21 protein-coding genes are annotated in these 23,489 nt (G+C 43.6%); 7 read left to right on the top strand and 14 right to left on the bottom strand.

Translation table 11 applies throughout. The annotated features are described in order from the left end of the window. Positions 1 to 85: 85 nt before the first annotated feature. From FTU42_RS05365 to FTU42_RS05350, 4 genes are all read right to left on the bottom strand, one after another. Positions 86 to 541, bottom strand: a complete 456-nt coding sequence (locus FTU42_RS05365; protein ID WP_005171309.1) for a GNAT family N-acetyltransferase — start codon at positions 539 to 541, stop codon at positions 86 to 88. 174 nt (positions 542 to 715) lie between these two features. Then, entirely contained in the window at positions 716 to 931 is a 216-nt protein-coding gene (locus FTU42_RS05360) for a hypothetical protein (RefSeq protein WP_005096650.1), read from the bottom strand. Between the two features lie 134 nt (positions 932 to 1,065). Further along, a complete protein-coding gene (tkt, locus tag FTU42_RS05355) occupies positions 1,066 to 3,054 on the bottom strand; it encodes a transketolase (protein ID WP_180083140.1) in 1,989 nt (662 codons plus the stop codon). A gap of 451 nt (positions 3,055 to 3,505) precedes the next feature. After that, the gene (locus tag FTU42_RS05350; protein ID WP_074382886.1) at positions 3,506 to 3,889 is read right to left on the bottom strand and encodes a prepilin-type N-terminal cleavage/methylation domain-containing protein; all 384 of its coding nucleotides are present in this window, start codon (positions 3,887 to 3,889) and stop codon (positions 3,506 to 3,508) included. A 473-nt stretch (positions 3,890 to 4,362) separates the two neighbouring features. On the opposite strand from FTU42_RS05350, the gene metK reads away from it, so the two are divergent. The 3 genes from metK (at position 4,363) to FTU42_RS05335 (ending at position 7,787) form a co-directional block, all read left to right on the top strand. Beyond that, a complete protein-coding gene (metK, locus tag FTU42_RS05345; protein WP_005096646.1) occupies positions 4,363 to 5,529 on the top strand; it encodes a methionine adenosyltransferase in 1,167 nt (388 codons plus the stop codon). Positions 5,530 to 5,883: 354 nt separating this feature from the next. After that, complete coding sequence (locus FTU42_RS05340) at positions 5,884 to 6,228, top strand: hypothetical protein (RefSeq protein ID WP_180083139.1); 345 nt, start codon at positions 5,884 to 5,886, stop codon at positions 6,226 to 6,228. A gap of 347 nt (positions 6,229 to 6,575) precedes the next feature. Further along, on the top strand, positions 6,576 to 7,787 hold the full coding sequence (locus tag FTU42_RS05335; protein ID WP_180083138.1) for a YeeE/YedE family protein: 1,212 nt from the start codon (positions 6,576 to 6,578) through the stop codon (positions 7,785 to 7,787). Between the two features lie 51 nt (positions 7,788 to 7,838). On the opposite strand, the gene FTU42_RS05330 is transcribed toward FTU42_RS05335, so the two are convergent. From FTU42_RS05330 to FTU42_RS05320, 3 genes are all read right to left on the bottom strand, one after another. Continuing rightward, a complete protein-coding gene (locus FTU42_RS05330; RefSeq protein WP_005096639.1) occupies positions 7,839 to 8,348 on the bottom strand; it encodes a hypothetical protein in 510 nt (169 codons plus the stop codon). Positions 8,349 to 8,409: 61 nt separating this feature from the next. Continuing rightward, positions 8,410 to 9,189 carry a TIGR03915 family putative DNA repair protein gene (locus tag FTU42_RS05325; protein WP_074382888.1) on the bottom strand — a complete coding sequence of 260 codons (780 nt, stop codon included), beginning with the start codon at positions 9,187 to 9,189 and terminating at the stop codon, positions 8,410 to 8,412. After that, entirely contained in the window at positions 9,189 to 10,448 is a 1,260-nt protein-coding gene (locus tag FTU42_RS05320) for a putative DNA modification/repair radical SAM protein (protein ID WP_100357100.1), read from the bottom strand. The genes FTU42_RS05325 and FTU42_RS05320 overlap by 1 nt, the downstream gene beginning before the upstream one ends. Before the next feature lie 206 nt (positions 10,449 to 10,654). On the opposite strand from FTU42_RS05320, the gene FTU42_RS05315 reads away from it, so the two are divergent. Then, positions 10,655 to 11,698, top strand: a complete 1,044-nt coding sequence (locus tag FTU42_RS05315; protein WP_180083137.1) for a nitronate monooxygenase family protein — start codon at positions 10,655 to 10,657, stop codon at positions 11,696 to 11,698. Positions 11,699 to 11,753: 55 nt separating this feature from the next. Here FTU42_RS05315 and FTU42_RS05310 read toward each other — a convergent pair whose 3' ends face one another. Both FTU42_RS05310 and dusB read right to left on the bottom strand, forming a co-directional pair. Then, positions 11,754 to 12,431 carry a hypothetical protein gene (locus tag FTU42_RS05310; protein WP_005096633.1) on the bottom strand — a complete coding sequence of 226 codons (678 nt, stop codon included), beginning with the start codon at positions 12,429 to 12,431 and terminating at the stop codon, positions 11,754 to 11,756. A 248-nt stretch (positions 12,432 to 12,679) separates the two neighbouring features. Continuing rightward, a complete protein-coding gene (gene dusB / locus FTU42_RS05305) occupies positions 12,680 to 13,705 on the bottom strand; it encodes a tRNA dihydrouridine synthase DusB (protein ID WP_005096632.1) in 1,026 nt (341 codons plus the stop codon). Between the two features lie 80 nt (positions 13,706 to 13,785). Between dusB and FTU42_RS05300 the strand changes: the two genes are divergently transcribed. Continuing rightward, positions 13,786 to 14,994 carry a DUF1615 family protein gene (locus FTU42_RS05300; protein WP_005096631.1) on the top strand — a complete coding sequence of 403 codons (1,209 nt, stop codon included), beginning with the start codon at positions 13,786 to 13,788 and terminating at the stop codon, positions 14,992 to 14,994. Then, complete coding sequence (locus FTU42_RS05295; protein ID WP_005096629.1) at positions 14,961 to 15,614, top strand: HAD family hydrolase; 654 nt, start codon at positions 14,961 to 14,963, stop codon at positions 15,612 to 15,614. The genes FTU42_RS05300 and FTU42_RS05295 overlap by 34 nt, the downstream gene beginning before the upstream one ends. 193 nt (positions 15,615 to 15,807) lie before the next feature. Here FTU42_RS05295 and FTU42_RS05290 read toward each other — a convergent pair whose 3' ends face one another. Both FTU42_RS05290 and FTU42_RS05285 read right to left on the bottom strand, forming a co-directional pair. Next, on the bottom strand, positions 15,808 to 16,902 hold the full coding sequence (locus tag FTU42_RS05290; protein WP_005096627.1) for an acyl-CoA desaturase: 1,095 nt from the start codon (positions 16,900 to 16,902) through the stop codon (positions 15,808 to 15,810). 14 nt (positions 16,903 to 16,916) lie between these two features. Beyond that, positions 16,917 to 17,981 (bottom strand): flavin reductase family protein, encoded by a 1,065-nt coding sequence (locus FTU42_RS05285; protein WP_218949802.1) that lies wholly within the window; start codon positions 17,979 to 17,981, stop codon positions 16,917 to 16,919. A gap of 153 nt (positions 17,982 to 18,134) precedes the next feature. On the opposite strand from FTU42_RS05285, the gene fabR reads away from it, so the two are divergent. Beyond that, positions 18,135 to 18,815, top strand: coding sequence for an HTH-type transcriptional repressor FabR (gene fabR, locus FTU42_RS05280; RefSeq protein WP_005096625.1), 681 nt, complete (start codon positions 18,135 to 18,137; stop codon positions 18,813 to 18,815). 366 nt (positions 18,816 to 19,181) lie between these two features. On the opposite strand, the gene FTU42_RS05275 is transcribed toward fabR, so the two are convergent. The 3 genes from FTU42_RS05275 to rapA form a co-directional block, all read right to left on the bottom strand. Beyond that, positions 19,182 to 19,982 (bottom strand): alpha/beta fold hydrolase, encoded by an 801-nt coding sequence (locus tag FTU42_RS05275; protein ID WP_180083136.1) that lies wholly within the window; start codon positions 19,980 to 19,982, stop codon positions 19,182 to 19,184. A gap of 139 nt (positions 19,983 to 20,121) precedes the next feature. Beyond that, on the bottom strand, positions 20,122 to 20,388 hold the full coding sequence (locus FTU42_RS05270) for a PAAR domain-containing protein (protein WP_180083135.1): 267 nt from the start codon (positions 20,386 to 20,388) through the stop codon (positions 20,122 to 20,124). A 146-nt stretch (positions 20,389 to 20,534) separates the two neighbouring features. Beyond that, a complete protein-coding gene (gene rapA, locus FTU42_RS05265; protein ID WP_100328729.1) occupies positions 20,535 to 23,372 on the bottom strand; it encodes an RNA polymerase-associated protein RapA in 2,838 nt (945 codons plus the stop codon). Positions 23,373 to 23,489: the final 117 nt, after the last annotated feature.

Raw genomic sequence — 23,489 nt, 5'->3', positions numbered from 1 at the left:
AGAAATATTTACAGCTCTAAAGATAAAACGTTTTGTTGCAGCGATGAAACGATAAATTTGTAAGTTATTTTTTAAATTTCTATTATTAATCCATACGGTACTGGATAAATCCGGTCTTTTTGGCCACTTTATCATAGAGCATTTGTGCCTGACGATTTGATTCATGCGTGAGCCAGTAAACGCGGTCACAATTACGCTGTTCTGCCACCTGATAAACCTGTTCAATCAACTTGCAAGCGATACCTTGACCTCGATACTGCGAAGGCACAAATAAATCCTGCAAATAAGCATAAGGCCGTAGCGTCCAACTGCTGTCATGCTCGACCACATGTACAATGCCCACCACTTTTTCATCAAGCAATGCAGCAAATCCATACATCGAATCTAGCTCAGTACTGTGTAATTTCGCCCAGGTATTTTCACTGACCTCGTCACAGATCTTCGCATGATAAAAAGCCTGATATTCTTGCCATAAAGGCAGCCATTGGTACTGTGATATTTGCTCTAAAGATTTGATCTGAATCTGGGAATTTATTTTCATGTTTACCAACTTCTTTTGCCTATTTCATCAATATAAGCCGTTTCGATAGGGTGCTGAGTTCTATAGCGAGTTACAAGCTTATCTTTATCTCATCTGGTTTTGATAAGCAACTTCCAGACAAAAATCATCTGGCATAAAAAAAGCCCCAATCAGGGACTTTTTAGTATTTTAGCTTTACAGTTTTTCAACCAGAATACGATCAACCTGTTTTAGGCCAGTCGTCTTTTCATGGTTTTTACGGCGGACTTTGATGACTTTTTCTTCCGCGAGTTCTTGCAGCATTAACTCAACCGCCATCATGGCCTCAAGAGGTAGATCCTGCCCGATCCATTTCTGTTCGCCTGCATCCATCAGAGTAATTTCTTCGCTAATTTGCTCGTACAAGCTCATGTTCATCTCACTTTTTGCATTCAATTATCAAGAGAACTCTTCAACTCTTGTCACATGAAAACAGAGCTAAAAAGACCAAAAAACAAAAAGACGCCCCAAAACTGGGACGCCATTTTAAACTTTTAAAGGGCTGATTAAGCAGTAATTTCTTTTACTGCTGCAACAACGGCTTCAGTGGTAATACCAAAGTGCTGGAACAAGTCTTTTGCAGGTGCAGATTCACCATAAGTACTCATACCAATTACGCGACCATCTAGACCAACGAATTTCCACCAATAATCTACATGCGCTGCTTCAACCGCAACACGCGCACGAATATTGGATGGAAGAACTGCTTCACGGTACGCTGCATCTTGCTTCATGAATTCTTCAGCACATGGCATAGACACAACACGCACGCCCTCAAGCTGTGCATAAGCTTCCATTGCCAAAGCAACCTCTGAACCTGTTGCAATAATAATCGCTTTTAATTCGCCTTTTTCTTCAGCCAATACATAACCACCTTTCGCAGCGTTCTCAATTTGTGTTTGAGTACGAGTTTGGAAAGCTAAGTTTTGACGAGAGAAGATTAATGCTGTCGGACCCTCAGAACGAGTCAATGCAGACTTCCAAGAAATTGCAGCTTCAACGGTGTCACATGGACGCCAGGTATTCAGGTTTGGTGTACCACGTAAAGATGCAATTTGCTCGATTGGCTGATGCGTAGGACCATCTTCACCGAGACCAATAGAGTCATGTGTGTACACATGAATCACACGTTGCTTCATCAAGGCAGACATACGTACTGCATTACGTGCATATTCCATAAACATCAGGAATGTAGCCACATAAGGAATGAAACCGCCATGCAGCGCAACACCATTGGCGATTGCAGTCATACCGAATTCACGCACGCCATAATGTACGTAGTTACCCGCTGCATTGTCTTGTACACCTTGCGCACCTTTCCACAGCGTCAGGTTAGAACCAGCCAAGTCAGCAGAACCGCCTAGAACTTCTGGCAATAATGGAACCAGTGCTTGCAATGCATTTTGGCTTGCTTTACGTGTCGCGATGGTTTCAGCTTTAGCATTCACTTCAGCGATATAAGCATCTGCTTTTGCAACGAAGTCCGCTGGCAAATCACCTGACATACGGCGTTTTAGCTCTGCCGCTTCAGTCGGATATTTTGCAGCATAGGCAGCAAATGTTTCATTCCACGCTGCTTCAGTTTTAGCGCCCTTGTCTTTGGCATCCCAAGCTGCATACACATCTTCAGGAATAACAAATGCTTCGTCAGTCCAGCCTAATGCTGCACGCGTCAAGACAATTTCATCATGCCCGAGTGGCGCACCATGGCTGTCTTCTTTACCTTGCTTGTTTGGTGAACCCAAACCAATCACTGTTTTACAGATAATGATGGTTGGCTTAGCAGTTTCAGCTTTAGCTGCTAAAGTTGCAGCACGAAGCGCTTCGCTATCATGACCATCTACTTTAAGTACTTGCCAGCCGTAAGCCAAGAAACGTTGTTCGGTATCGTCAGAGAACCAGCCTTCCACTTCACCATCAATCGAGATACCGTTGTCGTCATAATAGACAATTAACTTACCAAGACCTAAGGTACCTGCCAATGAACACACTTCATGTGAAATACCTTCCATCAGGCAGCCATCGCCCAGGAAGCAGTAAGTAAAGTGATCCACAACCTGAAGGTCATCTTTATTAAATTGTGCGGCTAAGGTTTTTTCAGCCAGCGCAAAACCAACAGCATTGGCGATCCCTTGACCTAGAGGACCAGTCGTCGTTTCAATCCCGGGTGCATAACCCAATTCCGGGTGACCAGGTGTTTTAGAATGAAGTTGACGGAATGCTTTTAGATCTTCAATCGAAAGATCGTAGCCCGTTAAATGAAGCAGTGCATATTGAAGCATAGAGCCATGGCCATTTGACAATACAAAACGGTCACGGTTAGCCCAATTCGGGTTGGTCGGGTTGTGGTTCAGGAATTCACGCCAAACCACATCAGCGATATCTGCCATCCCCATTGGAGCACCTGGATGTCCTGAGTTTGCTTTTTGCACAGCATCCATTGCCAATACACGAATTGCGTTTGCAATACGACGTTCATTAAGCGGGGTTGTCATAAATCAGAGTCCAAAATATTCAGAAATAGGAAATGATGAAAAGACTTTCAAAACTATGGTCTATTGTCTTAAAAAAACAGCGAGGGGTAAAGACTAAGCAACAACATTTATCAGTTTATTAGTCTTGTATTTCCTTATCGGGTAATTATTCCACATTTTTCTCTCTAGTTCTGTTTTCTCTGGTCACTTTTGCGAGGGATTTATTAGACATGATAGTTAGCATATTGTTGTCTGATTGAGCTTTTCAACCCTGCATTTTTTAGAATTGACTGTTACTTCATTTTTAATCTAAAGTCGGCTCCATCCGTTTAAAGAGAGATGTGTCATATAATTTTCTCGTCGATGATGAAGAGCATTGATGATTCATTCTTATCAATAGATCGATCAACTATGTATTTTTTAGATGAAAAGCTTACATCTATTTAGGCTCAATCATAAGCAGCAAGCGTGCTTAGCGCCCCTGGCAGCTTTTAGGTAAATAGCGCTGATAAATATCAGTCGAGAAGCATTTTCCCGTATAGACATCAAATGCAATTGATTTACCCCGAATCGCTGCATCTAGGCCTTGCTGTCGCAGCTTAAACTCAATTCGGCATGTCGCATTAATCACCACTTTTTCGATATATCGTGTATTCCCTCCAATCTCGCGTCCAGCATCACAATGCTGACCTGAGGCAATGAACTGAGTTCGATATGTGCCAGCCTGCTCAAACACTTCAGCCAGTTGAGCGCGTACCACATAGCCCTGATAGCTCATAAACGCCATGGTGGCTAAAATCGCCATCATCGTCAGTACAATCATCACCTCAATTAAGGTAAATGCCTTTTGATACATCATGACTTATCTCCGTACAGTCTTACTTCAAGAAGCCCATACAAAAAGAATCTTGGCCATGCTTAACCGGCCAGTAGTGAAACCTTAGGCCTAATATGCAGAGAAGCCGATGCAACAACAATGCAGCTAGTCGAATCATGTTGAATCACATGCGAGCGTATTAATGTAATAATCATTTTCCTGAAAATTGCTCAGATTTTAGCTTTATATTTTTCCAATCAGCGATCTTTTAAAATTTATTCGAGAATATAACTGTTTAATTTTGCTACATCTGGGAAAATCCGGATTAATTTGTCGCTCCTTGCCAAATCAGCAATGACGGTTAAATCGACATATCAATTTTTTTAATTCTATTAATCAATTAAAAACACAATAATTTGAAACAATTTCGACCAATTTTGTCGTGTTAAGCTAGTCCTAGAGCGCAACTCGATGTAACATATCGGGTCTTTAAAATTAACTGTGATAGGACTATGCGCGAGTACGCTGTATTTACTTCGGAATCTGTAAGCGAAGGCCATCCAGATAAAATGGCTGACCAAATCAGTGACGCTATTTTGGATGCAATCTTAAAAGAAGACCCTTATGCACGGGTTGCTTGTGAAACGCTTGTAAAAACAGGTGCGGTTGTACTTGCCGGTGAAATCACAACGACGGCCAATATCGATTTTGAAGCGGTAGTACGCCATACCGTGAACGGTATTGGTTATCACCATTCTGATCTGGGTTTTGATGGTTCGACCTGTGCCGTAATCAACATGATTGGCAAACAGTCACCTGAAATTGCTCAGGGTGTAGACCGTCAGAAACCTGAAGATCAAGGTGCCGGCGACCAAGGTTTGATGTTTGGTTATGCCAGCCGTGAAACTGACGTTTTAATGCCTGCGCCAATTACCTATGCACATCGCTTAATGGAAAAACAAGCAGAGCTTCGTCGTAATGGAACTTTGCCTTGGTTACGCCCAGATGCGAAAAGCCAAGTGACCTTTGCTTATGAAAATGGCAAACCTGTTCGTTTAGATGCTGTGGTTTTGTCGACTCAACACGATCCTGAAATTTCACAAGCCAATCTTAAAGAAGCTGTGATTGAAGAAATCGTGAAGAAAATCATTCCTGCCGATATGTTCCATGCAGAGACCAAATTCCACATCAACCCAACGGGTATGTTTGTGATTGGCGGCCCTGTCGGTGACTGTGGTTTGACAGGTCGTAAAATTATCGTAGATACCTACGGTGGTATGGCGCGTCATGGCGGTGGTGCTTTCTCTGGCAAAGATCCATCTAAGGTTGACCGTTCTGCTGCCTATGCAGGGCGTTATGTAGCAAAAAATATCGTTGCGGCTGGTCTTGCAGACAAGTGTGAAATCCAGGTGTCTTATGCAATTGGTGTTGCTGAACCCACTTCAATTTCAATCAACACTTTTAATACTGCAAAAGTATCTGAAGAATTGATTATTGCCTTGGTACGTGAGCACTTCGACTTACGTCCATACGGTATTACCCGTATGCTTGACCTGATTCAGCCAATGTACAAGCAGACAGCGGCTTATGGTCACTTTGGCCGTGAAGGTTCTGATACTGCATTTACCTGGGAAAAAACTGACAAAGTGGAAGCACTTAAAGCTTCTGCCGGTCTCTGATTTTTTCTTTAAGAAGCCCGCTCTATGCGGGCTTTTTTTATGGCTTGAGTTTTATCTCTTCAGATCATTTTTGAGTGTGTGCAAGGGATCATTTTAAACCAAGCTGGAACTATATCTGCGGCACGTAAATCATCCATTAATAGCAGTTAGATTAGAACACATCTATATTGCTACTCAGGGTTATTCTATGAAACTTAACACAAGCTGTTAAATGAGTTCAGGGAAGTTAAAGCAGCATAAGTATTGAAAAAAGTTACAGTTAATCAACAAATTTCGATCTATTTTCTAGCATAAACCTCAATAAATGCCTGCTAGATTATATGACAGCTCTACAACAACAAAGGATATTACTCGATGAATAAATTACTTATTGCTTTAGGTTTGGCAACAACTGTTGCTTTAGTTGGCTGTAGTAAAGAAAAAGCACCTGAAACAGGCGCAACCACAGGTGAGCATTTAGAAAATGCAGCCAACCAGGCCGGTCATGATATGGAAGATGCCAGCCGTGAAGCTGCGGTAGAAACCGAAAGAGCCCTGGATAATGCTGCTGAAAATACGGCTCAAGCAGCCGATGAAGCTGCCGCTGCCACTGCTCGTGCAGCAGATGCCACTGCTGAAGCAGCGCGTGATGCCACTGCTGCGACTGCCGCTGCGGTTGAAGAAGGCGCTGGCAATGTTCGAGAAAAAGCTGAAAACTGATTTTAGCTCTCAGTTTAATGCTTAAAAAGCCTGCGATTCAATTTGCAGGCTTTTTTATGTACTTCATTTGAAAACCCAGAAACTCAAAAATGCTCGATACTGATCTATAGGCATAAAACCATACGATTAAATCTGCAATTTATTTAAGCTGCTTAAGTATAGAGAATTACAGAATAATGAAATGTTCCATTAGATTTATTTTTATAATTCACTCCCATCAATCAGATAAAGTGATAAAACTTATCAACTATAAGAATGACTTAATACTCACTCATTGGCCAAAATGGGCTGCATTTAAGCTGAAATTCAGTAGAATACCAGCCTTTATTTTTAAAATTTAATCTCCCATGTCAGTCATTGCTGCTGCTTCCCAACGGTCGAATATTTCGGTCTGGGTGGCTTTTATTTTACTTGTGATCGGTACAATCGGTGCCTATCAGATCGTTGGCTTAAATCAGGCCTTGTTATTTTTAATCGGTGGTGCGCTAGGCATGACCCTGTACCATGCCTCATTTGGTTTTACCTCGAGTTGGCGCGTCTTTATCAAGGAACGTCGCGGTCGTGGTCTGCGTGCACAAATGATTATGCTCGCTCTAGCAGTATTGTTATTCTTCCCGGCTTTAGGTGCGGGTGAACTGTTTGGCAACCCGGTCACAGGTAACGTCAATCCTGTTTCCATGTCAGTCATGATTGGTGCCTTTATTTTCGGCATCGGCATGCAACTCGGTGGCGGTTGTGCATCGGGTACGCTGTATACCGTTGGTGGTGGTAGTGCACGTATGCTGGTAACACTCTTGTTCTTCTGTATCGGCTCTGTGATTGCAACCTCACACTTAGAATGGTGGTTTGCCCTGCCTCATCTGGAACCTATTTCTCTGGTACAGAGTTTAGGGGTGATGCCTGGATTACTGCTGAGCTTTGTTCTTTTTGCACTGATTGCTGCGGCGACTGTTTATTTCGAAAAGAAACGTCATGGTCGTCTGGAAGTAGAACCAAGCAGTGAGCATCAAGGCTGGAAACGCTTTATTCGTGGTCCATGGCCTCTGATTTGGGGCGGGATTATTCTGACCCTGCTCAACTTTGCGACGTTGGCACTTGCAGGTCGTCCTTGGGGCGTGACTTCTGCCCTGGCAGTTTGGGGTGCAAAAGGCGCCACTTTAGTGGGTGTTGATGTAACTGCATGGGATTATTGGCAGAAAGCTGGCAATGCCAAAGCACTTACAGAGTCGTTGTGGTTTGATATTACCTCGATGATGAACTTTGGCATCATGCTCGGTGCTTTGCTGGCAGCCAGTCTGGCAGGTAAGTTTGCCCCGAATTTCAACATTCCGAAACGCTCGCTCATTGCTGCTGTTGTCGGTGGCATCATGCTCGGCTATGGTGCACGCCTGGCTTATGGCTGTAATATTGGTGCGTATTTCAGTGGCATCGCTTCAGGCAGTTTACATGGCTGGTTATGGCTGGTGTTTGCCTTTATCGGTAATGGTATTGGGGTGAAACTTCGTCCAATCTTCTTCCCGGAAGAAAAACCACAAGCTGAAAAAATTACAGGTTGTTAATCATTTAAATTAAAAAGCCCATCTTAATGATGGGCTTTTTATCTTTAAGATTTAAAGCGCGGCTTTTAAATTACAACCATAACCCATGGTCTGCTGAACCTGACGATAAGTGGTATAGCGATCCAGAATAAAAGTATAGAAGTGATCGGCATTCGAAAAATTGTCTTTTAGATTTTCATTGGCAGCATTCGGCAATTGGATGTCATCGACCAGTTCCAGATTATAATGCCCCAAACGATACATATCGGCAAAATAAGCATTCATCATATCGCAATAGGCAATTTTACTTGGTTTTAATGCCGTACTGCTGACCAAATGACGGTTTAAAGTTTGCAGATTATTCACATCTAAAGGAAACTGGTGTGAGAAAGCAATACTTTCTAGTTTTTTAAATTTCTGAAAATCCTGAGCCAATTGGCTATTGAGTGCATCAAAACGTTGCTGCAATTCCTGCGCTGTCTGAACCTGATATTTGACTGGATCGACGACCGGTTTTTGTGGCTCTTTCGAGCATGCGGTTAATCCAATGAGCAGCGCCAATGACGTTAGCCATACCTTCATATCTATGCACTCAATCTAAATATAAACGCTTATTATGCCTGAAAGATGCCAGATGTACTGTTTAAAGTGTTTTCTCATTCATATAACGCCAGTAGCGTTTCGGTACATATTGAATATGCAGTTTCATATTGTTACGTGTCTGAATATTCACACTATTAAAATAATCTTTCCAGAGCTGATCATACAGCCATTCATCATCATCCAGTTCGATACTGAATGACTGACTGTGCCCAATCTGGATTTGTGAATCAATTGCTTCAGCATTCATCTCGACCTGATGTACCTGCTCTAAATCATAATAAATCCCGTAATTGCGCAGCTCATCATAAATCAGCCAGGATTGATCCTGATAGCGCTCCTGAAAATGTCGGGAAATAATCGGTAGAACATTAAAGTCTGGCTTAACCAGACTCAGGAATAGTCCATCCTTGGCCTTTTTAAAGCGTACAAAAGCCTCCATACGGTGCTTTTCCCGTCCGACTTGCTTGGCCCATTGCGACATACCGATAACCGCATGATGACCATAATCTTTATCGACAGGTCGCTGGTTTTTAAATACATAAACCGCGAAATCAAATAAAATCTGAAACGCTGCTTCTTGTTCCGACAGAAAAGTATAGTAAAAAGTACGCAAGCTGCTGGAGGAGACTTTTTGCTTGAGCCCCTGCCAGACCCGCTGTCCATGCTCATCATTAGAGCTAACATAAATAAATTCATCAAACAGGCCATTTTGTGCTTGTGGATTGGCAGTGATGCGGGCATTCAGTTCCTTAAACTCAAAAGCCCGAAATACACAACTGAGCAAGCCGGTCATGCTGCCATCAAAACAGTAACAGGCCATCAGAATGCCAGTCCAAGCTGTGGTGAAAGCTGCTGCTGATATTTAGATTGGCCAGACTGTAAAATTTGCTGACGGATCTGATGCGATTGCTGATCTTTCTTAAATTTTGGCGTATCAGCACAGCGGATAAAATGCTGTGCGCGGTTATATGCCACACCCATGCGTTTTAGCTGATCAATATGAATCTGACCAAAACGGCGTGCCTGTACAATTTTTTTGGCCGAACGTACCCCAATACCCGGTACACGCAAAATTATTTTATAGTCGGCACGGTTAATATCAACTGGAAAAGCTTCAGGATGTCGCAAGGCCCAGCTGAGTTTGGGATCAATATCCAGATCCAGATTCGGATGCTGGTCATCGACAATTTCATCGGCAGAAAATTCATAAAAACGCATTAACCAGTCGGATTGATATAGACGGTTTTCTCTTAACAAAGGCGGCGCTGAACCAACAGCCGGTAAGGCTTTTTCTTCAGGATTAATCGGAATATAGCCGGAAAAATACACCCGTTTCAGCTTAAATTCCTTGTAATGCCGATCGGCCATTAAAATAATGTCTTGGTCAGTTTCGCTATGTGCGCCTACCACCATCTGTGTGGTTTGTCCGGCAGGTACAAATTTTGGCACCGATTTAATCAATTTGCGTTCATCTTTGAGCTGGATCAGTCGATCCCGCACAATCCCCAAATCTTTTTGTACTTCGGCATGGGTTTTTTCAGGCGCAAATTTCTGTAATCCGGCTTCAGTCGGCATTTCCAGATTAATACTCATGCGGTCTACGTATAGTCCGGCTTCGGTAATGATTTCCTGAGATGCACCCGGAATGGTTTTCAAATGAATATAGCCATTAAAGTTTTCTTCCAGTCGCAGTTTTTTCACCACCTGTAGCATCCGCTCCATGGTGTGATCCGCCGATTTGAAAATGCCCGAGCTTAAAAACAGACCTTCAATATAATTACGGCGGTAAAAGTTCATGGTCAAATCCACCACTTCCTGCACGGTAAATGCTGCTCGCTTGACGTCATTGGAACGGCGCGAAACACAATAAGAGCAATCAAAAATACAGACATTGGAAAATAGAATTTTCAGCAAGGAAACGCAGCGGCCATCTTCGGTATAGCTATGACAAATACCATTGCCGGTATTTCCTACCCCTTTGTCTTTATTTTTACGATTACTTCCACTGGATGAACAGGACACATCATACTTGGCAGCATCGGCTAAAATTTGCAGTTTTTCACGGATACGATCAGACATGAGCTCAGAAAGATTTGACCAAAATGTTATTATAAAGTCTTCAATTGCAGCGCTATAGTTGATCTGTCTGGCTAGCGACATAGCGTGTCGTGAGAAATGTAAATGACAGCTAAGCAAAGTTTAAGTATTTCAAAATAAAATAACCAATATGATTTGCTTAATTTTGAACTCAAGGGCAAAGTAAAAACATAACAAGGAGCAAATCTATGTCTTTATTAGAAAATCTCGGAATTAAACATCCTATTTTCTTGGCGCCGATGGCAGGTGTCTCTACAGCTGAACTTGCAGCTGAAGTGTCCAATCAAGGCGGCTTGGGTTCACTCGGTTTGGGAGCCAGCAGTATCGAGGCAGCACGACAACAGATTTTAAAAACTCAGGAATTGACAGACTGCCCTTTTCAGGTGAATTTTTTCTGTCATGACAGTGTGCCCCTAGATGAAGCTGTCGCGCAGGCATGGATCGCACAGTTTAAAAATAAATTTATTGAATATGGGGCGCAGCCACCCGAGCATTTAAACTGTATTTATCCGAGCTTTAAAGACAATGATGACTTCCTGAATCTGGTGCTGGAAACCAAACCACGGGCGGTCAGTTTTCATTTTGGCATTCCGCATCCGCATCAGATTCAAGCCTTAAAACAGGCAGGAATTTTAACCATGGTTTCTGCGACCAATTTTGCCGAAGCCAAAGCCATCGAAGCTGCCGGAATTGATATTATTATTGCCCAAGGCATTGAAGCCGGCGGTCATCGTGGAATTTTCAGTACCAAATTCGATGCTTCGGTCAAAACCTCTAATCTGGTGAAACTGATCAAACAGCATTGTTCCCTGCCGATTGTAGCGGCAGGCGGGATTATGGACGGCCAACAGGCAAGACAAATGCTGGATTTCGGTGCCAATGCCGTGCAACTTGGCACTGCATTTGTACAGTGCAAATCGTCCAATGCCAACGAGGCTTATCGTAAAGCCCTGCTTTCCAAGCCACTCACTCAAGTCAGTGCCAGTACTTCCGGTCGCCCTGCTCGCGGAATCATCAACCACTGGCATATGGATGTCGACACACCCGATCGTCTGGATGTGCCGGCTTATCCTTATACCTATGATCTGGCCAAGCAATTACATGCTGCTGCAGCCAAACAAGGCGATCAGGGTTATGGCGCGTTCTGGGCAGGCTCAAATGTGGCACAAATTCGTGAAATGGAAGCGTCTGATCTGATCAATCAGCTGGTGCTGGAAATGAAACATCTCTAAAATTTATCAGCATAAAAAACCTCTCTAATTAGAGAGGTTTTTTATTCAGTCGGACTTAGCGGGTAAGTCGATGCCAGGCATCTTTGACTGCAAACTTGGCTTCTTCCCAATTTAAACGGGATTCACCTTTCACCTGTTCCCACTTGGTCCGTAGTTCAGGTTCCGCATGGTCAAAATCTGTATCACGATCATACATGGCACGGTTTTCATAACCTACGCGATAAGCGCCGCGATAGTCACGATCATAATCTAGATCGCTGTAGCTATTCCGCGTTTCATTAAAATACGGGCGATTATGATACTCATCGCGCCAGTAATTATCTTCGGCAATCAACTGGTCGGGATGCTGATAATTATCTGCCTCACTTCGAACTTCTGGATGCTGGTAGTTATCTGCCTGTTTTTGGCGATCTGATGTTGCAATATCATTACCGGCAATGCCACCAACCACACCACCGATAATGCCGCCCACCACTGCACCTGGAGGACCACCGACCAGACCTGCAACGGCCCCTACAGCAGCACCACCTACTGTACCCGCACCGGTCGCGGCCAGATTATCTTTGCCTTCATTCATATCTGGCACATTCGGATTATCTTTTTCAGGAGTATTTAAATCCGGACGTGCATTGGCATCAGTAGGATCTATATTTAAGCCTTTGCTGCGTTCTTGTGGCAATTCCGTTGACGTTTTATGGCTAAATTCTGTGACTGGACGATTGGTATTTGTCATTACAGATCTCCCTTGATGATGACTACAAACAAGAAGGATCACCTCCTGTTCATATTAGATGAATCCATCATAGAACAAGTTTAAGTAAGCAATGTCCAAGTCCTGTCCGGTTTAAGTCAACAAAATGTTGTGCTATGTATTTGACCGGCTGAAGTGTAAACAGCGTGCTAAAATCGACGCGCTCAAGATAAAAAAGGTAGTATTTCTACACAAAACATATTTCTTGATTACCTCCTACTAGCCTGCCATCATTTGGACTCTAATAAATTGACCTGTTCGACCTGAACATCACTCATGGTTGAGCCATGTTCAAGTAAAGTATTAAAATAATCTTCTACTACACGATATTGATCAGCTGTATTTTCTACCTGATACATGCCCTGACGAAACTCGTTGCTTGAACGCAGACCTTTGGTATACCAGGCAATATGTTTCCGGGAAATTCGGCAACCGGAATACTCGCCATAAAACTCATATAGCTCAGCCAAATGTCCCAATAGAACATCCTTAACTTCTGTAATACTCGGCGCATCCAGATATTGGCCAGTTTTTAAATAATGGGCAATTTCACGAAAAATCCAGGGACGACCTTGTGCTGCACGTCCGATCATGATGGCATCTGCACCGGTATAATCCAGCACATATTTGGCTTTTTCAGGACTGTCGATATCTCCGTTGGCAATCACGGGAATATTCAACATGTCTTTTACATCTTTAATGAGGGAATAGCGTGCGGTATTTAAATACATATCTTCACGGGTACGGCCATGTAAAGCCAGCGCCGCAATTCCGGCATCTTCCGCACGTTTTGCCACCCGCATGATATTTTCATGACCATTTAAATACCCCAGACGGGTTTTTAAAGTTACCGGCACATCGACCGCAGCCACGACGGTATCCAAGATACGGGCAACTAAATCTTCATCCTGTAGCAAGGCTGAACCGGCTAATCGATTGCAGACCTTTTTAGCTGGACAGCCCATATTAATATCAACAATTTGTGCACCATTGGCCACCTGATAACGCGCAGCCTCAGCCAGATCTTGTGGATCTGAACCGGCAATCTGGGCTGAGATAGGCGCCAGCTCCCCATCAAAATTGGCACGGTAGAGACTTTTTTTGCTCATACGCAAAGTTTTGTCTGAGGTCATCATTTCACTGACCGCATGACCTGCACCAAAATACTTGCACAAGGTTCTAAACGGACGGTCAGTCACACCTGCCATGGGGGCGACAATCAAATTGTTTGACAGTTGATATGGACCAATATACATATAAATTCATCACTTTTTTGATGGGCATAGTATACTGCATCTGCCTTATTCGCTCATCTTTTCAATTAATTTACCACACCATGAATAAAACTTTTGCTGATTGTTTTTCTGTTAAGTCATTGTCTGTACTTGCACTTTCTCTGGGTCTTGCCGGCTGTGGCAATGGCTCATGGTGGTCAAAAGATGATGAACCGACACTTGAAGTTGAACATATTCGTAAAGCAATTCCGAGTCGGGTAAATCAGCGTGAGTCCTGGGCACAAGATATTTACGACATCACCGAACAGTTGGGTATTCCTCAAACCAAGGAAAATGTCTGCACGATTGTGGCCGTGGTCGATCAGGAATCCAATTTTGTGGCAGACCCTACAGTACCAGGTCTGGGAGAAAAAGCGGTTAAAGAAGTTCAGGATCGTCTTGAAGAAAAATTCAAAGATAAACTCGGACAAGCAATCGGTGGAACAGTTGCGGGATATTTCCAGGAAGTACTCAAGAACCATCCAAGCCCAGAAGATAACTATTTAAGCCAGATGCGCCGGGTAAAAACCGAACGCGAACTGGATGAGTTATATCGTGAAATATTTGACTATATGTCGAAGCATTACCATGTCAGCGCACTGACCGGTGCTGCAAAACTGGTCGGCCAGAACATTGGCGAGAAAATGAATCCGATTACCACTTTGGGTTCAATGCAAGTGCATATTAGTTATGTCAAGGAATATAAACGTCAAGGTGGCAACATCGCAGCCTTACGCTCCGATGTCTATACGCAATATGGCGGCCTATATTACGGGATTCATCGTCTGATGATGTATCCTGCAGATTATGACAAACCGATCTACCGTTTTGCAGACTATAACTCGGGCATGTATTCCAGCCGGAATGCCGCTTTTCAGAGCATGCTCAATGATTTAACTGAAGCTGAACTCGATCTGGATGGCGATTTATTACTCTATAACAAAGATGGCGCGATCCGTTCGCAGAAGAGTCAATCCGAGCGTGAGCTGATCAGTGTATTTGCGAAAAATAATTTTATTATTACCGAACGTCAAATCCGCGCCGATTTAAAGAAAGAAAAAGAGAAAGATTTTGAAGATACCATGACCTATCGTGGGATCAGCAAGCTCTATCAGGAAAAAACAGGCAAAGATCCGATGTATGCAATCATGCCGGAAGTGGTCATTTCTGGACCAAAACTGAGTCGTGATTACAATACCAACTGGTTTGCCACCCGTGTCGATGGTCGATATCAAACATGCATGCGCAAAATCAAACACCTAAAACTCTAGCCTTATTTGATTTTGATGGCACCCTGTATACAGACGACAGTTTTACCGGGTTCATTTTCTATGCCTTGAAAAAACGGCATATTTTAAGACGCGGCATTCGTCTCCTGCCCTGGATTCAGGCCTATTATCTGAAGCTGTACCCTGCCCATGCGATGCGTCCAAAATTGTATGGCAACATGTTTAAGGACAGCGATGCAGAAGAAATTTTACAACTGGCGCAGGACTATGCCCAGCAGCTGGTCTTTAAGTTTAATCCAAAACTGTTGCAGCAACTTCGGCAACATCAGCAACTGGGTCATGAGATCGCGCTGGTTTCAGCATCACTGGATTTATACTTGAAACCGGTCTGTACCTATTTAAATATCGATTTACTGTGTAGCGAAGTTGAAATCAAAGCTGGAAAAATAACAGGATTTTATCAGACTCCAGATTGTAGTAATGCGCAGAAGAAACTGAGAATTTTAGAAAAATATCGTCTGGAAGATTATGCTGAAATTTATGCCTATGGTAACAGCGAAGAAGATCAGGAAATGCTGAGTTTGGCACATCAACGCTATCTGGAAGGACAAGATCAGCAATTGCCAAAAATTAATCTACCATCCGATTCAATGACATATTAGGGCTTTAAAATTTCCGCTTTATTGATACGCCATAATAATCTTTAACAAGCACTTAAATGACAGATGAGTTGTCGCTCAATGATACTTTTAAGGCAGATCTGATGACTGAATCATCCAGACTTTTTTGTTTAAATATAAGCCTCATCCATAAAAAAACCACCTCAAATAAGGTGGTTTTTAGCTTTAAGAAATATTATTTCTTAAACGGAAATGCATATTTCACAATACGTTTGATTACGCTGCCATACTGTTTTACCAGACTGGCATTGTTGTAGTTCAAACCATATTTTTCACACACCGCCTGAACTTTTGGCGCCATTTGGCGGTAACGACGGGCAGGCACATCAGGATACAGATGATGTTCAATCTGGTGACTTAAATGACCCGTCAAGATATGGAATGCTTCAGAACCGGTCAGGTTAGATGAACCACGAATCTGGCGCATATACCAGTGACCACGGCTCTCATTTTGCAGTACCGATTTCGGGAACACCTCTACATCTTTGGTAAAGTGGCCACAGAAAATAATACTGAACGTCCAGATATTACGCAGACCATTGGCCACCATATTACCCGTCAAAACTGGCAAAGCAGCAGGACCTGCAATCAATGGAAAGAACACATAATCTTTAAACAATTGTTTACCGATTTTGTTCTGCATTGGGCGCCATTCTTCTTTGGTCTGCTCTTTGCTTTTGCGACCTTTGAAATATTTACCCAATTCAAGGTTCTGAATGGCCACGCCCCACTGGAACAGCAAACAGAATGGCACCGCATAAATCGGTTGTAATAAATAACCCGGTTTCCAGCGCTGTTCTGGGAACAGACGCAATAGACCATAACCGATATCATCATCCATACCTTTAATATTGGTATAAGTATGATGTTTAAAGTTATGGGTTTGACGCCAGTTATCCGAAGTACCTACGATATCCCATTCATAGGTCTGACCATTCATTTTAGGATCATTCATCCAGTCATACTGACCATGCATGACATTGTGACCCAGTTCCATGTTTTCCATGATTTTGGCAAAGCCTAATAGACCTGTGCCTAGCAACCATGCTGGTGGGAACCAGCCTGCAAACAATAGCGCACGACCGGCAATTGATGAATAACGGATGGTTGAATAGACACGACGGATATATTTCGCGTCTTTTTCACCTAAATCATCCAGCACTTCTTGCTTGATCGCATCAAGTTCACGTGCAAGTTCATCGAGTTCTACTTGTGATAATTCACGGTTTTTAGGATTTTTAAAATATTGAAATTTTACTGGCATATTCATAGGATAAAACTCGCTTATAGGTCGATGACTAGATCAGTCTGCGCTGAGTTAACACAAATTTTGAGCAGATTACCTGGCTCAGTATTTCGTGCGCCGTTTACCAAATTCTTGGTCGAACCTTCCACTTTATTGCAGGCGCATTTATTACAAATGCCCATACGGCAACCATGTGTCGGTTTGATATTTTGTTGTTCCAGACTCACCAAAATGGACTGGCCTTTTGGAATACTGACAATTTTTTTCGACTGAGTCAGGGTGACATTAATAAAGCCGATATCGGATTGATCCGCCAGACTCATGCTAAAGGCTTCACCCTTAAACTCTTTGGCTGAAGCAAACAGCTGCTCTGCAGTCGATACAAAACCTGACGGGCCGCAGCAATAGACCATGCTATTTTCCAGATCTTGCAAATCTGTCAGATAAGTTTCATTCAGACGAGCTGCCGCAGCTTGTTCTTGCGTGGCATAAACATGAAATGAGAAATTTGCATGTTTCTGAGCAAGTTCTTCGAAACGTGCTTTAAATGCTGCATCTTGATGTTTTTTAACCCAGTACCACAAGCTCACTGGTGTTGATAATTCACCCTTTTTGCTCAGGCTTTCCAGCATGCTCAGCATTGGGGTAATCCCGCTGCCTGCTGCAAGCAAGATCAGTGGACTCGCCTGCTGAGGCACAGTCATATCGCCATAAGGCTGACCAAATTCGATGACATCACCCACTTGCGCCTGCTCTGCAAACCAGGTGCTGACTTTACCGGCATGGACTTTTTTCACAGTCAATAACACATGCTGGGCATCTACATGGGTCAAACTATAGCTACGTTCATAACGGATGCCCTTCACCACCACATAGACCGGATGGTGTTGCCCCGCTTTACCAAACTTAAATAAACGATTCACTTGAATTTTCAGACTCAGCATATCCTGTGCAGCATTTTCCTTGTGCACAATCTTGCCCAATGGCTGATTCAACGACCATATCGGATTGAGTTTCTGAATCCAGAAATTAATCGCATGCTGATCGATGACACTGTCAGACAGTGCATTCAACGGCATTTTAAGTTTTTGGAGTACATGCATCGTTATCGACATCATCTTGAGGTTTTGAATTATTATACACATGTATATATATTTGTATATACATGTGTATTGTTTCCATTCATTTCACAAGCCTGTCGTGCTCGGTTATAATCAAACGATTCATGCATGAACCTATTGATGAACGAGCCTTCAATGAAAATAAGCAGTGACGCATCTCTACTACAATCGAAAAGCATTGATGAGCCGATTATCGTACGGAGTGTCGGTCGCAAGGCCACCATTACCAAAGAAGAACTGTTTCAGGCAGCATTAAACCTGATTGGTCCACAAAAAAGTATTGCATCGTTGAGCCTGCGCGAAGTCGCACGTGAGGCCGGCATTGCGCCAAACAGTTTCTATCGTCATTTTAAAGATATTGATGAGCTGGCCATTGAGCTGATTGATCGTGCCGGGATTGTATTACGTCAGATTTTGCATGAAGCACGCTTAAAAGCCTCCCGACAAAGCAGTATTATTCGTAGTTCGGTCGAAATTTTTATTGCTCAGCTGGATGCAGATGAAGGCAATTTAAGCCTGTTATTGCGTGAAGGTTATACCGGTTCAAAATCGTATAAACAGGCTGTAGAACGCCAGTTAAATTATTTTCAGCAGGAATTGCAGGATGATTTGATTCGTCTGGAACGCCTGAATAATAGAAAGTTATTACATGCCGATATTGCCGCCAAAGCCATTACTCAACTGGTGTTTAACATGGGGGCCAATGTCATTGACATGCCGGCTGAAGACCGCCAGGAAATTGCCGAACAGACCATGCTCATGATTCGGATGATTCTGGAAGGCGCTCGCCATCTGGAAGATTCGCAGCTGCGTTAATTTTCCAATTTGCGTAAAATGATATAAAAAGAGACGTACTAGACGGATTACTGTCCCAAAGTTAAAGTGATTAGCTTTAAGTTACGCGCGTGTGGCAGGGATGCCACACACTACCTATCACGACAGGACGTCGTGTATGGGTAATAAGAGACTTTTGCCTACTTTGGGGCTTTCCAAAGTAGGGTTGCGCCTGCACAAATCCATTTAAACTTTTAAAGGAAAGATGAGGCTGCGCAATATCCAAGTATAAATATCAGATATTTAAAAACACTATCGAATTGCTTTTATTACTCCATACAATTCAAACTATAGCCTAGTTAAAATTGTGGAACAGTAGTGGTACCAGACGTCTCTTTTTTATGACGATTACAACAGTACAAGTTGTGCTTTCACTATCTCCGCAGTCGCTTCCGGACGTTCCAATGGGAACATATGTCCGCCTTCGACCACTGAATAATTGATCCGATAAATTTTCTGCATGCCTTGCGGCAAACCCTGCTGATAAAACTGGCTCTGCTCTGCAGTCATCAGATGAATCGGCACTTCAGGTGGTCGTCTTGGCGTACGCCACCACCATGCCGGTACAGTCCGGAAAATCTCCGCTTCTACCTGTTTTGGAATGCTCAAAGTCACCCCACCGCGTTCAGGTTCTGGCTGAATGCCACTCTCGATATAATCAGCAAAACATTGCTCATCAAAATTGCTAAATAAGCGGTTTGATCTGAGTGCATCAACTGCGGCCTGTTTCGATGGCCAGTGATCCTTGCGTTTTAGCGTAATTCCTGCAGGTGTATAGCGATCGATACTTTTCAGATTCAGCTTTTTAACCAGTTCAAACATGGCGCTGTTTTTTCCAATAATAAATGGCGGATCCATAATTAACAGTTTGGAAAACAGTTCCGGACGTCGATACGCTGCCATCAAAGTCACCAGACCACCAAAGGAATGTCCAAGACCCACCACCTGCTGCTGAGGAAATTGCTGCTCGATATCTGCAATGACTTCATCGACCAGATAGCGCCAGTCTGGCGTAATCGGATATTGCGACTTCATGCCAATCAAGGGAATCGCTTTGACCTCATATTCTGGCTGGAAACAGTCCAGAAATTTCTGATAGGTTGCCGCAGGGATGCCATTGGCATGGGTAAAATGTAGGGCTTGTTTCATTATTTTCCAAACGCAGCGCGTATTCATCCTGAAATCATCGGATGAGCTTACTGATCTGAAAAGTCATGTGATAGTGCCAAAACGCTCAAAGCATGACCTTGAAGTCAGCTCTATTTATTCCGTTAAATGAATTTAAGATTTATTTCTGCGATACCGTCAAATGCTGCATGGCTAGAAAAGTCGCGCCGCAACTGGTCTTATCCCCTGCGATAAGCATTGCCCGTCCTTTGACAGTAATAGATAAATTGCTGGAGATTGCGGTGACCATGGTCTGGCATTTGGGACAATAATGCTTCATGCCATTTAAATGTACGGCGATGCCATTCATAATCAAAGACGGCTCACTTCCCACCACAATACCACCGTGAGTGGTTTTGGCACCGAGACCAATAAAGGCTTTGGACATACTTTTTAGTTCTTGTTATTCAGTAGGCTGATTTTAAACACAAGAAAAATGACAGGCCAGTATTCCCCGACCAAAACAATATAAAAGCCGAATTTCGGCCATAAAAAAAAGCAGCCCGAAAGCTGCATTTTTTAATTGCTTAAAACTTAAGGCTTGACGACTACCATCACCTGGATTGCTTCCGGGGTCACAGATAAACCATCCAGTAGGCTGAGACCTTCTTTCTGCAACTTCTGTAAACGTGAAATTTCATCTTCACGGATACTTGGATTAAACTGTTTCAGATAGGTCAGACGGTCAATTTCATATTGCCATTTATTGCCATACACTTCTTTGGCTTGCTGCTTGAAGTTTGGCAATGCACTACGTGCCAGTTCAAGTGCTTGCTGATAACGTGCCTCAATCACATCACGACGTGCTTTCACTACCTGGCGGCAGCTGTTGCCATCTAAATGGTGTAGATACGGCTTCAGGATTTCTGGCGCAATTTTTTGTGAAAGATCCTGACCTTTCTCGCTTAATAACACACGAACCAATTGTTGCGGCAGGCTTGATGGCAAGTTCAATGCTTTCGGTGCAACCACATCGACCTTGAACCAGACTTCCAGCAATACCGAACCTTGTGGCAGTGCCGCAGATTTTAATACCGCAACGTTGGTGCTACCAAAGCCTTGAGTATTGATCATTTCCATCACACTTTCAGTGAATGGATGTTCCAGGGTCAGGTATTGCGCATCTTCGCGGATTTGTGCCTGATCACGATAGAAAGTGGCAGTGATGCCTTCTTCATCCAGTGTCAAACCTTGAACCTGCATTTGATCTGTCGGCTTGATGATCACGGTACCGTTACTTTGCTCGTCAAAGTCAATATTCGTGGACGCCATAAAGCGTTTCATGAAGATCGGCAAAGTAGTATTGTCATCATAGTCTTCAAGCGCGTTGACAATTTCCTGTGCCACCACCGGACGGCAAGAGTTGTACTCTAGCAAACGGTCACGACCTTCCTGCAATTCAGCTTCCAAAGCTTCACGTTGTACGCTGACTTCTTCCAGCAGGTCTTCAAACGCTTGACCTTTGTCTGCCAATAGACAGTCTTTCAAGCGAACAATAAAGTTTTCTTGCAAGGTTTGTGCAGTTGGGGAAATATTGCCGAAAATATTCAAGGCTTCGTTATACCAGCGGAACATACGTTCTTGCGCAGTTCCCACCAGATACGGCACATGAATCTGAATCCGGTTTTCCTGACCAATACGATCCAGACGGCCAATACGCTGTTCTAAAACGTCCGGGTTGGCAGGAAGATCGAACAGAATCAGGTCAGATGCAAACTGGAAGTTACGCCCTTCTGAACCAATTTCCGAACAAAGTAAAATCTGCGCGCCATACGAATCTTCAGCAAAATAAGCGGCAGCCTGATCACGCTCTAACAAGCTCATGCCTTCATGGAACATCGCGGTACGAATACCGGCATGTAAGCGAAGTACATTTTCCAGCGCTTCAACCACTGGCCCGCTACGCGCAATCAGTAAGACTTTCTTGTGTTTAAGATCGGTACGTAAACGCTCCATCAGCCACATCACGCGTGGATCGGCTTCCATCCATGCACCATCGAGCTGGGCTTCTTCAGGCCACATTTGCTCACGCAACTTACCATCTTTCGACCAGTGTTCCGGTGCTGGTAATGGTGCCGGCTGACAGTCACGACCCGGGAAGCCCTGAATGGCTTCACGCGTATTACGAAACAGGATACGACCGGTACCATGACGGTCTAAAAGTTCGTGAATGGCACGGAAACGCTGCTCAGGATGATCTTCAATTGAATGACCCAACAAGGCCTCAATCGCAGTCAAATGTTCTGCTTCAAGTGGCAGATTTGACATCAACACTTCTGCAATTTTAGCGGTGTGCTGATATTGCGCTTCTTCATCCAGGAAACGATCCAGCGAGTTAAAGCGCTGCGGATCGAGTAAACGCAGGCGTGCAAAGTGACTTTCTACCCCGAGCTGTTCCGGTGTTGCCGTCAATAACAATACGCCCGGCGTATGTTCAGCCAGTTCTTCGACCAGATCATAACGGTCATTACCGCCATCTTCTTCGCTCCACATCAAATGATGTGCTTCATCGACCACCAGCAAGTCGAAACCGGCTTCGAGCGCCTGTTCACGCAGATCTTCATGGTCGACCATCAAATCGACAGAGGCAATAATTTTTTGTTCGGTCAGGAATGGGTTTTGTTCAGGATCATGCTCTTTGATTGATGCAGTACGGGTCAAATCAAATAACGAGAACTCAAGATTGAAACGACGGCGCATCTCAATCATCCACTGATATTGCAGCGAATCTGGTACTAAAATCAGGATGCGTTCAGAACGGCCAGTTTTCAGCTGTTGATGGATAATCAAACCCGCTTCGATGGTTTTACCCAGACCGACTTCATCGGCCAGTAATACACGCGGAGCAAAACGCTGACCGACTTCATGCGCAATATACAACTGGTGCGGAATCAGGCCGACACGTGAACCGACCAAACCGCGCAGTGGACTGCTTTGCATATTGGCCTGCATCAGCAGCGCTTCAATGCGCAAGTCATACCATTCTTTATAATCGACCTGACTGGCCAGTAGACGGTCTAGAGGCTTGGACAGCTGGATGGTGGCACCAATGCGGGTTTCATTCAGCGATTTACGTTCTTCAGTCCCATCTTCCAGGGTACGAATGACGTGATAACGCACCACGCCATTGCGGTCTTCCACGGATTCTACAATCCATTTGGTTCCTTCCTGATCCTGTAATTCATCTTTCACATTAAATACGATACGAGATAAGGGTGCATTGCTACGTGCATAGACACGAGTTTCATCGCTTTTCGGGAATAAAATGCTAACCGACCGCTCATCAACATCAATAAGAACGCCTAAACCGAGTTCTGTTTCAGTATCTGATAACCAACGTTGACCAATAGCAAATTGCTGCAATTTTTCCACCTTTATCTTAAGTACAAGATTATGAATATTAGGCTCAATCACGAAACGTCATTGGAGCAAAATTTCACACCTTCAAGCAATGTATTTTGACATAAAGCCCACTAAAAAGTGAGCATA

Origin of the sequence: Acinetobacter sp. YH12102 (assembly GCF_013419125.1) — a bacterium.
GTDB lineage: Bacteria > Pseudomonadota > Gammaproteobacteria > Pseudomonadales > Moraxellaceae > Acinetobacter > Acinetobacter pseudolwoffii.
Note: the sequence above shows the minus strand (reverse complement) of the source record. Positions and strands in the feature narration are given on the sequence as shown.

Bases quoted from the DNA above. Each gene is read 5' to 3' on its own strand.
- FTU42_RS05365 (WP_005171309.1), bottom strand. From the start codon at position 541: ATGAAAATAAATTCCCAGATTCAGATCAAATCTTTAGAGCAAATATCA.
- FTU42_RS05360 (WP_005096650.1), bottom strand. From the start codon at position 931: ATGAGCTTGTACGAGCAAATTAGCGAAGAAATTACTCTGATGGATGCA.
- tkt (WP_180083140.1), bottom strand. From the start codon at position 3,054: ATGACAACCCCGCTTAATGAACGTCGTATTGCAAACGCAATTCGTGTA.
- FTU42_RS05350 (WP_074382886.1), bottom strand. From the start codon at position 3,889: ATGTATCAAAAGGCATTTACCTTAATTGAGGTGATGATTGTACTGACG.
- metK (WP_005096646.1), top strand. From the start codon at position 4,363: ATGCGCGAGTACGCTGTATTTACTTCGGAATCTGTAAGCGAAGGCCAT.
- FTU42_RS05340 (WP_180083139.1), top strand. From the start codon at position 5,884: ATGAATAAATTACTTATTGCTTTAGGTTTGGCAACAACTGTTGCTTTA.
- FTU42_RS05335 (WP_180083138.1), top strand. From the start codon at position 6,576: ATGTCAGTCATTGCTGCTGCTTCCCAACGGTCGAATATTTCGGTCTGG.
- FTU42_RS05330 (WP_005096639.1), bottom strand. From the start codon at position 8,348: ATGAAGGTATGGCTAACGTCATTGGCGCTGCTCATTGGATTAACCGCA.
- FTU42_RS05325 (WP_074382888.1), bottom strand. From the start codon at position 9,189: ATGGCCTGTTACTGTTTTGATGGCAGCATGACCGGCTTGCTCAGTTGT.
- FTU42_RS05320 (WP_100357100.1), bottom strand. From the start codon at position 10,448: ATGTCTGATCGTATCCGTGAAAAACTGCAAATTTTAGCCGATGCTGCC.
- FTU42_RS05315 (WP_180083137.1), top strand. From the start codon at position 10,655: ATGTCTTTATTAGAAAATCTCGGAATTAAACATCCTATTTTCTTGGCG.
- FTU42_RS05310 (WP_005096633.1), bottom strand. From the start codon at position 12,431: ATGACAAATACCAATCGTCCAGTCACAGAATTTAGCCATAAAACGTCA.
- dusB (WP_005096632.1), bottom strand. From the start codon at position 13,705: ATGTATATTGGTCCATATCAACTGTCAAACAATTTGATTGTCGCCCCC.
- FTU42_RS05300 (WP_005096631.1), top strand. From the start codon at position 13,786: ATGAATAAAACTTTTGCTGATTGTTTTTCTGTTAAGTCATTGTCTGTA.
- FTU42_RS05295 (WP_005096629.1), top strand. From the start codon at position 14,961: ATGCATGCGCAAAATCAAACACCTAAAACTCTAGCCTTATTTGATTTT.
- FTU42_RS05290 (WP_005096627.1), bottom strand. From the start codon at position 16,902: ATGAATATGCCAGTAAAATTTCAATATTTTAAAAATCCTAAAAACCGT.
- FTU42_RS05285 (WP_218949802.1), bottom strand. From the start codon at position 17,981: ATGCATGTACTCCAAAAACTTAAAATGCCGTTGAATGCACTGTCTGAC.
- fabR (WP_005096625.1), top strand. From the start codon at position 18,135: ATGAAAATAAGCAGTGACGCATCTCTACTACAATCGAAAAGCATTGAT.
- FTU42_RS05275 (WP_180083136.1), bottom strand. From the start codon at position 19,982: ATGAAACAAGCCCTACATTTTACCCATGCCAATGGCATCCCTGCGGCA.
- FTU42_RS05270 (WP_180083135.1), bottom strand. From the start codon at position 20,388: ATGTCCAAAGCCTTTATTGGTCTCGGTGCCAAAACCACTCACGGTGGT.